Annotated in this window: 15 protein-coding genes, 2 tRNA genes and 1 riboswitch; all 17 genes read right to left on the bottom strand. The window is 34.9% G+C overall.

What is annotated here, in order from left to right; genetic code table 11:
• Window positions 1-166 precede the first annotated feature (166 nt).
• A tRNA-Ser gene (locus C8E03_RS17840) sits at window positions 167-255 on the bottom strand.
• 52 nt (window positions 256-307) lie between these two features.
• Window positions 308-393 (bottom strand) — tRNA-Ser (locus C8E03_RS17835).
• Between the two features lie 168 nt (window positions 394-561).
• Complete coding sequence (gene ispD, locus C8E03_RS17830) at window positions 562-1254, bottom strand: 2-C-methyl-D-erythritol 4-phosphate cytidylyltransferase (protein WP_181899192.1); 693 nt, start codon at window positions 1252-1254, stop codon at window positions 562-564.
• An 88-nt stretch (window positions 1255-1342) separates the two neighbouring features.
• Complete coding sequence (gene tsaD / locus C8E03_RS17825; protein WP_408609925.1) at window positions 1343-2362, bottom strand: tRNA (adenosine(37)-N6)-threonylcarbamoyltransferase complex transferase subunit TsaD; 1020 nt, start codon at window positions 2360-2362, stop codon at window positions 1343-1345.
• On the bottom strand, window positions 2355-2945 hold the full coding sequence (locus tag C8E03_RS17820; protein WP_110291747.1) for a DUF6715 family protein: 591 nt from the start codon (window positions 2943-2945) through the stop codon (window positions 2355-2357). Before C8E03_RS17820 ends, tsaD begins: the two co-directional genes overlap by 8 nt.
• A 34-nt stretch (window positions 2946-2979) precedes the next feature.
• Window positions 2980-3891 carry a ribonuclease Z gene (locus C8E03_RS17815; RefSeq protein WP_094376863.1) on the bottom strand — a complete coding sequence of 304 codons (912 nt, stop codon included), beginning with the start codon at window positions 3889-3891 and terminating at the stop codon, window positions 2980-2982.
• Between the two features lie 688 nt (window positions 3892-4579).
• Entirely contained in the window at window positions 4580-4828 is a 249-nt protein-coding gene (locus C8E03_RS17810) for a hypothetical protein (RefSeq protein ID WP_094376862.1), read from the bottom strand.
• A 38-nt stretch (window positions 4829-4866) separates the two neighbouring features.
• Window positions 4867-5025 carry a hypothetical protein gene (locus tag C8E03_RS22080; protein WP_170123053.1) on the bottom strand — a complete coding sequence of 53 codons (159 nt, stop codon included), beginning with the start codon at window positions 5023-5025 and terminating at the stop codon, window positions 4867-4869.
• Between the two features lie 26 nt (window positions 5026-5051).
• Window positions 5052-5207, bottom strand: a complete 156-nt coding sequence (locus C8E03_RS22285) for a hypothetical protein (RefSeq protein WP_207657817.1) — start codon at window positions 5205-5207, stop codon at window positions 5052-5054.
• A 324-nt stretch (window positions 5208-5531) separates the two neighbouring features.
• Window positions 5532-5966 carry a ribosomal protein S18-alanine N-acetyltransferase gene (gene rimI / locus C8E03_RS17805; RefSeq protein ID WP_242993632.1) on the bottom strand — a complete coding sequence of 145 codons (435 nt, stop codon included), beginning with the start codon at window positions 5964-5966 and terminating at the stop codon, window positions 5532-5534.
• 127 nt (window positions 5967-6093) lie between these two features.
• On the bottom strand, window positions 6094-6792 hold the full coding sequence (gene tsaB / locus C8E03_RS17800) for a tRNA (adenosine(37)-N6)-threonylcarbamoyltransferase complex dimerization subunit type 1 TsaB (RefSeq protein ID WP_094376860.1): 699 nt from the start codon (window positions 6790-6792) through the stop codon (window positions 6094-6096).
• Window positions 6789-7226 carry a tRNA (adenosine(37)-N6)-threonylcarbamoyltransferase complex ATPase subunit type 1 TsaE gene (gene tsaE, locus C8E03_RS17795; RefSeq protein WP_094376859.1) on the bottom strand — a complete coding sequence of 146 codons (438 nt, stop codon included), beginning with the start codon at window positions 7224-7226 and terminating at the stop codon, window positions 6789-6791. The genes tsaB and tsaE overlap by 4 nt, the downstream gene beginning before the upstream one ends.
• Before the next feature lie 25 nt (window positions 7227-7251).
• On the bottom strand, window positions 7252-7755 hold the full coding sequence (locus tag C8E03_RS17790) for a YcxB family protein (RefSeq protein ID WP_094376858.1): 504 nt from the start codon (window positions 7753-7755) through the stop codon (window positions 7252-7254).
• Window positions 7756-7953: 198 nt separating this feature from the next.
• Window positions 7954-9183, bottom strand: a complete 1230-nt coding sequence (locus tag C8E03_RS17785) for an ABC transporter permease (RefSeq protein WP_110291746.1) — start codon at window positions 9181-9183, stop codon at window positions 7954-7956.
• Between the two features lie 42 nt (window positions 9184-9225).
• Window positions 9226-10890: an efflux RND transporter periplasmic adaptor subunit gene (locus C8E03_RS17780; protein WP_170123051.1), complete on the bottom strand. Its 1665-nt coding sequence runs from the start codon at window positions 10888-10890 to the stop codon at window positions 9226-9228.
• Between the two features lie 24 nt (window positions 10891-10914).
• Window positions 10915-11616: an ABC transporter ATP-binding protein gene (locus C8E03_RS17775; protein ID WP_094376855.1), complete on the bottom strand. Its 702-nt coding sequence runs from the start codon at window positions 11614-11616 to the stop codon at window positions 10915-10917.
• 262 nt (window positions 11617-11878) lie between these two features.
• On the bottom strand, window positions 11879-12478 hold the full coding sequence (locus C8E03_RS17770) for an ECF transporter S component (RefSeq protein ID WP_110291745.1): 600 nt from the start codon (window positions 12476-12478) through the stop codon (window positions 11879-11881).
• A gap of 120 nt (window positions 12479-12598) precedes the next feature.
• Window positions 12599-12741: riboswitch (FMN riboswitch) on the bottom strand.
• Window positions 12742-12832: the final 91 nt, after the last annotated feature.

Raw genomic sequence — 12832 nt, 5'->3', positions numbered from 1 at the left:
TTTCTGATACTTTTTGTTCTGAAATCTCTTTTGGTTTTCTTCGAAAACCGTTGAATTTTCAAGGTTGTAATTACTGTTTAATTATCAAGGTTCTTTGTTCAGCTCAAGTAGTTTATCATACTAAGCTGCATTTGTCAACTTCTTTTTTGGCTTTTTAAAAACCCTACGGAGAAGGAGGGATTTGAACCCTCGCGCCGCTATTAACGGCCTACTCCCTTTCCAGGGGAGCCCCTTCAGCCACTTGGGTACTTCTCCAAGAAAGCTAACTTTTTCAACATTAAAACCAGCATTGCTGGTTTTAACTGAGCGGAGAAGGTGGGATTCGAACCCACGGTCCCTTTCGGAATCACTGGTTTTCAAGACCAGCTCCTTAAACCACTCGGACACCTCTCCATGTCGTGCTTGAATATTCTACAACAAGCTGTTGCTTTTGTCAAGTACTTTTTTTACTCCTAAATCGCTATTGGCTTCACTTATTCGACATCTCCTCAGCGACATTTGTTATTGTATCATCTTTGTATTATGGTGTCAATAATTTTCACTACTTTTTTCAATAATTTTTTAAGTCAAAAAAGCTCTTGCAATTACAAGATCTGATGGAGTTGTTACCTTAATATTCTCGTAGCTCCCCTGTACTAATTTCACTTTATATTTCAGCATCTTTTCAATTACCATTGCATCATCTGTTACCATGCAGCAGTCTGTTTTCATCAGCATATCATAGGCACTTTTAACTATACCCCATCGAAAAACTTGTGGGGTTTGTATATTCCACACCTTACTTCTATCAGGAGTTTCTGCTATAAACCCATCACTATCCGCTAATTTTATTGTATCTTTAGTCTGAACTCCTACTACACAGGCCTGATATTCCTTTACATTTTTGTATAAATCGTTTATTAATTCCAGGTTTATAAACGGTCTTGCACCGTCATGAATAAATACAAAATCGCATTCATTAATGCATTGCAGTGCATTATAGACAGAATGATATCTTTCCTTTCCACCTTCTATTATATGTTTTACTTTTTGAAAGGAATACCTGTCAACAATCCTATCCTTGCAAAATTGAATTTCATCCTTTCCTGTTACCAAAACAATCTCATCAATGATATCACTATTTTGAAATTGATTAATGGAATAATATATGATAGGTTTCCCATTTAATTCTAAATATTGTTTTGGTATATCACTTTCCATACGTCTTCCTTTACCACCGGCCAATACAATTGCAACACATTTATCTTTTTTCATCAATTATTCAGTTTCTCCTTCTTAACTAACAATAGAAAGCACGTATAATGGCTTTCTATCGTTTTATGAACAACTTGATTCATTCCTTCTATGTAAACTTTAAATTAGGTACTGCATTTAGGTCCAAACCATGTCTAGTACCATTTATATATTCATAATAAGCAGCAACGCCAATCATAGCTGCATTATCTGTACAAAAAATCGGCGATGGGTGATATAATTTGATGCCATTTTCCTCACATGCCAACTTCATAGCCTTTCTGAGCGATGTATTAGAAGCAACACCCCCGGCTATAGCTAATTTATCCATTTGATATTCCTCCACAGCATGTACCGCATTATTCACAAGTACTTCCACAACCGCATTCTGAAAGGAAGCCGCTATGTCTGCTTTGTTAATCTCAATATTTTTCATCTGACAACTATTTATGTAATTTAAAACAGCTGATTTTACTCCACTAAAACTAAAATCATACTTGTTATCTTCTATATGTGCTCTTGGAAATTTGATAGCATTTGGATTTCCTTCCTTAGATAATATATCTATTTTGGGTCCACCAGGGTATCCTAATCCAATTGCTCTGGCAACTTTATCAAATGCCTCACCTGCTGCGTCATCTCGCGTCATTCCAATTATTTCATATTTTCCATAATCCTTTACTAACAACAGATGTGTATGTCCTCCTGAAACTACTAAGCACATAAAAGGTGGTTGTAATTCTAAATTTTCTATATAATTTGCTGAAATATGACCACTAATATGATGTACTCCGACCAAATCTATATTCTTTGCATAGCTAATGGCTTTCGCTTCTGCAACACCAACTAAGAGAGCTCCTACCAAACCCGGACCATACGTTACACCAATAGAATCAATTTCATCTAATGTTACGTTTGCCTCTTTTAGTGCTGCCTCAATGACCTGATTGATTTTTTCAATATGTTTTCTAGATGCAATTTCAGGAACTACACCTCCGTATAATTTATGAAGCTCAATTTGTGATGATATTACATTAGATAATACCTCTCTGCCATTTCTAATTACTGCTGCTGCCGTCTCATCACATGAGGTTTCTATTCCTAATATCAATATATTTTCCTTATTCATCATTATTTTGGTCATCTGTAACTTCATCTGCTGCGATACGCCATCCAAGAATTTTCCAGTAACCTTCTTCATCCTTTCTTAAAATGTATGCTTCATTTGTTTTAGTAAAATCATTCGTTTTCCTCAGTGTATAAGATGCATTTACAATAGCATACTCTTTGCCATTCTCAGTATAATATTCTACCTTATCACTTGATTCTACAACATATCCAATCATTTTCTTATTATCTTGTAAATATTCTTTTACTTCAGTACTTAGAGCATCAAAATAGGTTTCCTCAGGATTATTATTAATTAACTCCTCATCCATTATTTCTCTTGCTTTTTCACCAAGTGCTGTAATCTCTTCTTCAGTAGGATCTTCATTATATAAGCATTGCAATATGATACTATAAAATTTGATGGCCGCTCTTGGTGTATTTGTTACATTGTCTATATTTTTAGCCAAAGTATCCTCTATCTCTGTTGTTGTAACATTTTTATTAGCGCTATCCATAGCAGTTCTATTCGAAAGATAAAAATAGTACCATATAGCAAGTGCTGCTAAAACACATATAATAATGATATTCTTATATTTTTTCATACTCCTTCCTCCTCTGCAAATATATAGTTATATTTTATTCCTCATCAAAAACTAATTCAACTGTTTTTCCATCTTTTCCAGCTATCGCATTAGGAAATATTGCTTTTACATCCCCCATATACTCTTCTGGTCTTACAAGAGAGGGACTAAAATGAGTTAACCACAATTCTTTTACATTAGCCTTTTTTGCCACAAGTGCAGCTTCACAAAAGGTCATATGCTTATACTCAATCGCTTTCACATTCTTTTCTTTCTCGCCATACATGCCCTCACAAATTAATAAATCTGCGTCCCTGCTCTTATCAATAATAGACTGCGTCGGTCTTGTGTCAGTACAGTATGCAATCTTGATTCCCTTTCTTGAATCTCCCATGACCATAGATGGCGTATATGTTATATCTTTGTCTATAATCACTTCACCCTTTTGCAGCTTGTTCCAAAACTGTTTGGGAATCCCTTGATTTATGGCCTTTTCTAATTGGAACTTACCAGCTCTTGGAATCTCAATGCTGTATCCATAACATAGAACATTATGATTCACCTTAAAAGCATCGATAATATAGCCTTTAAATTCAATTTTCTCTTCTGGTTGTGATAATTCTATGTACTTTATGTCAAATGGTAATTCCGGTGCTATAACTCGCAAGGCCGTTACGACTCTCTCTAATCCTCTTGGTCCTATAATTGTTAAAGGCTGTGTTCTTTCTGCATTCCCCATTGTTAAAAGCAGACCCGGTAATCCGCTAATATGGTCAGCATGATAATGTGTAAAACATATTACATCAATTGGTTTAAAACTCCATCCTTTGTCTTTTATTGCAATTTGTGTCCCCTCTCCACAATCTATCAGAACGCTGGTGCCATTATATCTTGTCATAAGTGACGTTAATCTGCGCCTCGGTAATGGCATCATACCACCCGTTCCTAATAAACATACATCTAGCATAATTAATTCCTCTTTTTCTTTTACTTTCTATATTTTAACATATATCTTATCTAGGGACAAGAAGTCTATTTTTAACTATTTAACTTTATTATAACAAGAAAGTGAACAAGTCCGCATCAGATCCCTATTCCCAAACTCATGAGGGACTTAACCGCTTTCCATCGCCGAATGCAGTCACACAGTGACATTTTCCACTTGCATTCGTGCGCATATTTTTATGTAATAGGATAGAGTAGGCGGGTGAAATTTCACCCGCCCCTCATCAAACCGTACGTGAGGTTTTCCCTCATACGGCTTTCCGACATTCTTCTTTCTACAGCATTATGTCATGCAGATAACTTCTGTAAACCTTTCTCGCTAAATATAGTTCTGGTTTGTATATCGGCATCTACAACGTAGGCTCGACTTCCCTGGTCTCCTCTTTTCAGAGCAGTTTTAATTACGATACGACAGATTTCACTTTATGTTACGGTCTGTATAATTGCTCGCCCTCTTTCGAAGACTTTATCCATCCGCTTAGCACCCTACATTACTGTAACGCACTGGATTTAGCTACACGGCTCACTGGCGATTACCGTGACCGGACTTACACCGGCAGGCATGGTCCAGCTTCGCTGGACACACACGCAATTTAAAAAATCATTTACATTAATTGCTAATGTAAATGATTTTTTTATGATCGTTTTATTTATATTAATTCTTTTTCGTTAGTAACAGCAACTGGAAGAACAAATTTTTCTGTGAGCATATCATAACATTTTTCACATAAATCAAAGGAATGAATTTGTCCATCTTTTTCTGAAAAATATCCCCAGTGTTGTTCGACAGTCGCTACCCCTTCCTTGATAATTCCTTTTTCTATTTTTATTTCTTTACCACATAAGTTGCAATATACACTTTTTACTTGCTGTTTGTTCTGATTTATAAATCTTCGCATATATTTTCCCTCCCTGGCATACCGTCAACAAGTCCTCCCTAGCTGGTAAAATCAAATGCCTGCTTCGCTGTCGCTTGATTTTCTTCTGACTCTCGCTTTCGTTCACTCATGGCATTGCCATTCGTTAACATATCAGGTAAAATCAAATGCCTGCTTCGCTGTCGCTTGATTTTCTTCTGACTCTCGCTTTCGTTCACTCATGGCATTGCCATTCGTTAACATATCAGGTAAAATCAAATGCCTGCTTCGCTGTCGCTTGATTTTCTTCTGACTCTCGCTTTCGTTCACTCATGGCATTGCCATTCGTTAACATATCAGGTAAAATCAAATGCCTGCTTCGCTGTCGCTTGATTTTCTTCTGACTCTCGCTTTCGTTCACTCATGGCATTGCCATTCGTTAACATATCAGGTAAAATCAAATGCCTGCTTTGCAGTCGCTTGATTTTCTTCTGACTCTCGCTTTCGTTCACTCATGGCCTTGCCATTCGTTAACATATCAGGTAAAATCAAATGCCTGCTTCGCTGTCGCTTGATTTTCTTCTGATATGTTACATTATACTAGGATATTGTGTATAAATATAGTGGTAATTGTTACTGTATTTAGAAAAAATTGTTGATTATCCATTTTTTGCTTATTGTGACTTTTAGATTGAATCGGCTTGATATGTCTTCTTAATTCTTGTATTCTGTGTTGTAACCCCTATTATCGGTACCACATTATGATTGCATCTTCCCTTGGGCTTTCATAAAAATTTTTTCGTATTCCATCTTCTCGAAAGCCTATCTTATGGTACAAGCGGATTGCTGCCACGTTACTTTGTCTAACCTCTAATGTATAAGCATTTATCCTTTGCTCGTTTCCAATTTCTATTAATTTAGTCAGCATTTCAAAACCAATATGCTTCTTTCTATATTGTTTATTTACTGCAAAATTGTTAATATTGCCTTCTTGAACAATATTCCACAATCCGCAATAACCAACAATTTCATTATTCACCTCAGCAACGATATAAATGGTATCTTTTCTTTTCAAGAATTCTCGGAATGCATCCTTGGACCACGGCATTGAAAAGGTTTCGTTTTCTATTTTACTTACTTGTTCTATATCCCTATCTGTCATGAGTCTGATTATAGTCATAATATTCTCACACTTCTTTAATATCTCATATTTCTTTTAATCCTTATTTCTTTTAATCCTTATTTCTTTTAATACCTTATTTCTTTTAATACCTTATTTCTTTTAATACCTTATTTCTTTTAATACCTTATTTCTTTTCTAACCTTTCTCTCTCCGCCTGTGATAGCCTTAAATAATCCGGCTTATGTTCCAAAGCTGATTCAATTTTATTCTCTAACAAATAACTTTTGGCCAATGTACCGACAGTGGCTGCCCTTTGCTTATTCAGATGCGCCGGTGCAAAGAAATATTCAACAGCAATTTGATTCGCAATTTGATTCGCAAAAACCGAAATACCATCTCCTACAAAAATTACCGGACGACCTATTTCATTAATTTTACCTATTATTTCATCAATCGATACTGCCATCTGTTGTTCAATGACATGAAATTCTGAACCTTGGAACTCATATAAACCGGTATATACTTGATTTCTTTTGGCATCCATGACAGGACAAATAATCTTATCTGTACCATATAAATTATAAGCCAAGCCATCTACTGTAGGAACTGATATTAGTGGCTTGTCGAGTGCCAATCCAAGTCCCTTAGCTGTTGCTGAACCAATTCTTAAACCTGTAAAGGAGCCTGGTCCTCCGGCTACTGCAATTGCATCAATCGTTGCCAGATCTGTATCTGTCATCTGCACTATTTCTTGAATCATTGGAAGTAATGTTTGCGAATGTGTTTTTTTATAATTAATGGTATATTCAGCCACCATATTTTCGTCTTCTATTATTGCAGCTGATGCCACAAGTCCTGAACTGTCAATGGCTAATATTTTCATAGTTCTTCACCAATTCCTTTTATTGTAATTTTCCTATAGTCAAATCCCTTTTTTAAATCCTTTTCAATGATTATTTTTTTTATATTCTTTGGAAGTATTTCTTCAATTAAATTTGCCCACTCAATTAAGCATACTCCCTTTCCATAGAAATAATCTTCATAACCAATTTCATCCATTTCCTCTATATCACCAATTCGATAAACATCAAAATGATACAATGGAATTCTTCCCTCTTCATATATCTGAACAATTGTAAAAGTTGGACTATTTATAGGCTCTTCAATATTCAATCCCTTGGCAAATCCTTGTGTAAACACTGTTTTTCCGACTCCTAAGTCTCCAACAATTGAAAATACATCACCCGATTCAACTAGCTGTCCCATCCGCTTTCCCAGCAGGTAAGTTTCGTTTGCTGAATTTGTTTCTATTTGCATTTATCTCTACTCCATTTCCTTTCGGTTAGTTTTTAATTTTAACCTTAGATGGTTCTAAATTTCTCTTGAACATGTCGATCAGGTCAGCATAACTATCTCCAATTGCCTGCTTGGGTATAATATTGGCTCTTACCCTACTAACATAAACAATAATGCTGCGCTTTGAAAATTGTGCTGTTTGAATATCTTCCCATTTAACTGTAGCACTTTCTTTATTTTGCATTGTAGTGATTCCTTCTTTATTAAATACATAATAAATTGGTTCCTGAAACATTGGAGATGCTTTTACTTGTTGCTGTGCTTTTAGATAAAAACTTATGGGATTAAATACTAAAAAAAATATCGAAAACAACAAATAGATTGTGCTTTGTCCTATCGAAATTTGACCATACGTATAAACCATCAAGCCCAACATCCCCAAACCAAACAAAATACTCAATATTCCACTAGGTCTGGAATAAGTGTGATACATAAAAAAATTATACATATCACCTGCATTTATTTTAACTTCAACTTTTATCTCTTCCATTTCAAGCACCTTCCTTTCGTAACTATAAACATTTTGATTATAGCACAGTGAAATTTGTATGACAATAAAAAAGCTTAGATTTTAAAACTACGTAAGCAAGAGGTTTAGGAATCAAAAAAACTTTCAAGAAATTTCATTATTATATAATAAAGCCTTGTAAATAAATTGATTTACAAGACTTTATGGGCTATAACCTATTTAATTTCTTCTTAATGCTTCAATCGGACTTAATTTTGCCGCTTTTTTTGCTGGATATATTCCAAAGAAAATACCTACTCCTGATGAAAATAAGGTTGCTATTGCTATTGTTGAAAATTGAATCTTTGGCTCAAACCCAAGCATTGGCAAAGAACAGATTGCATAAGCTCCCAGTACTCCGATCATAATGCCAATAATACCTCCACACAATGTAATGATTGCAGATTCTGATAAAAATTGCATCATAATCGAGTTTGTTCTTGCCCCTAAGGCTTTTCGAATTCCAATTTCTCTTGTACGTTCTGTTACCGATACAAGCATAATATTCATAACTCCAATTCCACCTACTACCAGTGATATTGCTGCGACAAATATAATAAATATGGTTATGATGCTGAGCACTGAAGTAATACTTCCAATCTGATCGGCTGCATTTTGAAGCAAGTAAATTTCTTCGCCTCGATTATTATGTCTGGCTTCTAATACCTTAATAATGGCATTTACCATATCTGCCGCATCGGACGGTTTTTCTGTAATAGCATAGATATATGAAAAATCACCGAAGTGAACGCCATACGCTGATTCCAAAACACTATAAGGTGCATATAACGAAATAGTATCCGATGTACCCATAAAGGAAGATAGCATACCACTGCTTTCTGTTTTTGTTACTCCTACAATCTGAAGCTCCTGCGTTACATTCCATATAGTAAGTTCAATATTCATACCTATTACATCTGGTGTTCCAAAAAGCTTGATTGCATCAGTTTCTGATATTACACATACATTTCTTGCTGAAAGAAACTCATCCTCTGAGAAAAATCTTCCCTTACTAATTTTTTCATTTGTCAGAAAATATTCTAAATCACTGGTTCCGCATTGAACGCTTGTGTTAAAATCTCCTTTGCTTCCAAGAGCTGTACCGCTAAAACTCAAGTATGGTGAAATTCCTTTGATAAGAGGAACTTTTTCTTTCGCAGCATCAACATCCTCTTGAGTGATATAATCAGCCTCTTGTGCCTTGCTGTCATTTAAATAAATATATGCCTGACCACCCGCAATACTATTGAGTTCGTTCGTTATCTGTGATTGTGCTCCATTGCCAATTGCTATAATCATAATTACTGATGAGATGCCAATGATGATGCCTAGCATAGTTAGCAAGGAACGTCCTTTATTTGATCTTAAATTATCTACTGCCATCTTCAAATACTCTAAAAGTTGTGCCATACGATTTCTCCTTCCTCGACTATCCACATTTTTGCTTCTAGATTATTCTTGAACTGGCTCATCTGAATTCGTATTATCTTCTGAATTTTGCGTGTCTTTGCTATCTGCAGTAATATCTTGGTCTGATGCTGTTGTAGTCTCTTCTGTTTCATTTTCTGTTGTTTCTTCTGATGTCTTTTCTGTCGATTCTTCTGTTGCGTTTTCTGTTGTATCACTTGTAGTTGTATCTGTTACTGATATATCCTGTGACGGAATCACAGTCACTTTAGCTCCTTCCACAATATTAGTCGTAATTTCACTAATTACCTCTTCACCCTCAGCTATTCCTTCTTTTACTTCTATATATTCGTCCGAACTTAAGCCAGTTGTAACATTTTTTCTAACTACAGTACCATTTTCAACAACATAACAAAAAGAACCATCCTTGTCTGTATTAATACATTCAACTGGAACTAATACAACATTGGAAGCACTTCCTACGCTTATTTTAACCTTTGCTTCGACACCAAGATATATATTGTCATCCGGATTATCAATATGGATATCTGCGTTAATAACCGCAGCTCCTGCTGAATTAGTAGTTGCAACTCTGCTGATTTTGGTAACGGTACCTGTATATGTACTTGCTCCTAATGTAATTGTCGCCGTCTGACCCTCTTTTACATCCTCAAGATCATATTTAGTCAATGCAACTGTAAGTTTTACATCTTCATTACTTGCAATTGTAAATAATGCTGTCCCTTCCGCTACCGTTGCTCCCTGTGCAGCCTGTACATCGGTTATAATTCCATTAAATTCTGCTGTGATTCCAGCCTTAGCTTTTTCTAAATTAGCCTGTGCCTGCTCTAATGTTAACGAAGTAACTTGCGTAGTCGCAGATTTTTGAGTTTTCTCATTTCCACTTAACAAGCCTGCCTCCGAAGTTGATTTAATAGACTTTTGCTCTGATAAATTTGACTGTAATTCAGATAATTCATTTTGAGCTGATATTAGCTGATTATTCAAATCAGTAGTGTAGTCATTGGAATTCTTAATCTTCTTTTTAATTTCCTTGATCTTTTTTGTGTATTTTTCAACCTTAGAAGTATTATTTGCTGTAGTGGCCTCTTCTAGGCTTGCTTGAATAGCCGCTAAATCAGAGTTTAAATTTGTTAAATAATTTGCTTCATCATTAATACTTACCTGTATGCTTTCAACACTATTTTGCTGATCTTCTACTTGCTGCTCCAATACACTTACATCAGTTGAAGAATTCTGATATTTAGTTGCATTTTCACTCGCATCGGCTAATACCTGAGCATATTCTGCCTTGCTGGCATTATTTTGCAATTCTTGCTGTTTATATGCATTTTCTAACGCTTGTTCATCAAAAGCAACAAGAACATCACCTGAATGAACATTGGATCCTTTTTCTACATTAAATTCTGTAATTTTGGCGCTCACATCTGAATAGCAGATTTTGGTTTCCTCGCTCTCTACAAATCCACTTGTTGACAACACCTGTTCGATATCACCTTTATATGCTTTTTGTGTTGTAACTGTAGGTAATACCTCAGGAGTAAATAACCTAGGCAGTATAATCAACGCTAAAATTACAATAATAACTCCTGCAATTATGATTCTTTTAATTAACTTTTTATTTTTCTTCCTAGCCGGTTTGACTTCTTTTAATTCGGTCATATCATTGTCTTTTTTCTTTTTAAACATAACTCCCATCCTTCCATTTATCACCTAGCATGCATCGAAATTGTCATTAATATAGTCCTTTTCTATTTTGCCATCAATAATTCTAATTACTCTTTTCGCTTGGTCAGCTATCTCATTATCATGTGTGATTAAAATTACTGTCCTGCCATCTTTATGCAATCCTTTTAGTATTCTGATAATATCTTTGCTTGAAGACGAATCAAGGTTACCTGTCGGTTCATCAGCAAGTATAACAGGTGGCTTTGCTGCAATGGCTCTTGCTATCGCAACTCTTTGTTGCTGCCCACCTGACATTTCAGACGGCTTATGATCCATTCTATGTTCCAGGCCTACCATTTCTAATGATTCTGCTGCTAGTTTATGTCTTTCTTTCTTCCCTACCCCTCTATAAATTAATGGTAATTCAACATTCTCTAAAGCGGTAAGATTTGGTATTAAATTAAAGCCCTGAAAAATAAAGCCAATTTCTAAATTTCGTATATCGGACAACTCATCGTCACTTAAATCAGAAACATTAGATCCATTTAAATAATACGTTCCTGATGTTGGAACATCCAAGCATCCCAACACATTCATAAGTGTAGATTTTCCTGAACCTGACTGTCCTATAATGGCTACATATTCGCCTTTGTCTATACTCAAGGTCACATTATCCAATGCCCTGACTTCATTCTCACCGGGATTATATATTTTACAAATATCTTTTACATCAACAAGTGCACTCATATTAAACTCCTCCTTTCTTATACATTTCATCATTATAACTACTTTAACAAATAATGAGTCATAATATAAATAGTAATAAAATAAAATGAATAATTCTTAACTTTTTTCTTACGTTTCTGACATAATATGACATAAATAAATAAAATCATTTTAATTACAGATTAAGTCTAATGTATTATTGTACTAAACACTTAATACAATAATACATTAGACTTAATCTGTCAATATTATTTATGCTTTTTTCTAAAATTTATACCAAATTTTATTTAAGTACCAGACTGATTTTTTTATAAATTAATGCTACAATCAGTGAAACTACGCCGCCTTTTAATAGATTAAATGGCACTACTGCAAAAAGTACAAATGAAGACATATTGGTAATATAGTGATTTACTTCTGAACCCATTTGTATCAAATAATCAATAGGTGTCCCAAACGCCTTAGCATAAGCCGGAAGTAAAACAAATGCATTCAGTATCCCGCCAATAATTGTCATGGTAAGAGTACCTGCTAACATACCAGTGATTGCACCTCTCTTAGTTTTACTCTTTTGATAAATTATACCACTTGGTATAATAAATGCACATCCTATTAAAAAATTAGCCAATTCACCTACGCCGGCCGTCAGACTTCCCTTTAAAACTAAATTTAAGGCAATCTTAATTAATTCAATAATAACACCGGCCAATGGTCCCATAGAGAAAGTACCAATTAATACTGGAACTTCACTTAAGTCAATCTTATAAAAGCTTGGTGCAAATAATAATGGAATGTCAAAAAACATTAAAATTACTGAAACTGCTGATAGCATAGCAATATGTGCCATTTTTCTTACTTTTCCAGATGTTTGGTTACTGTTCATAGTTAACTCTCCTTTTTATAAAGGAAATTCCAAGGTATTATACTTTAATTTGAAGCGAATTAAAAAATACCCTCAAATATATAAATTCGAGGGTACTTGTATTATTGCTTAACAAATTAAAGCTTTCTTCTCTCATCCAGACTATACTGTCGGTATAGGATTCTCACCTAGCTCAACTGCTTTGCAGCTCACGGACTCACCACATATGTGTATCACCGTCGGTCGGGAATCTGCCTAAGCATCACCCTGCCCCGAAGAATTTCCATATTCTATTGATAGCTCTATACTACTTCTAAATATGCTGTTTGTCAACTTTATGTTACAAAATTCTATTTCCTTGTTTCATCAATTTAT

The sequence above is a fragment of the Lachnotalea glycerini genome (assembly GCF_003201285.1).
Taxonomy (GTDB): Bacteria; Bacillota; Clostridia; order Lachnospirales; family Lachnospiraceae; genus Lachnotalea; species Lachnotalea glycerini.
The sequence above is the reverse complement of the archived record's forward strand: the minus strand, read 5'-3'. Positions and strand labels throughout refer to the sequence as shown.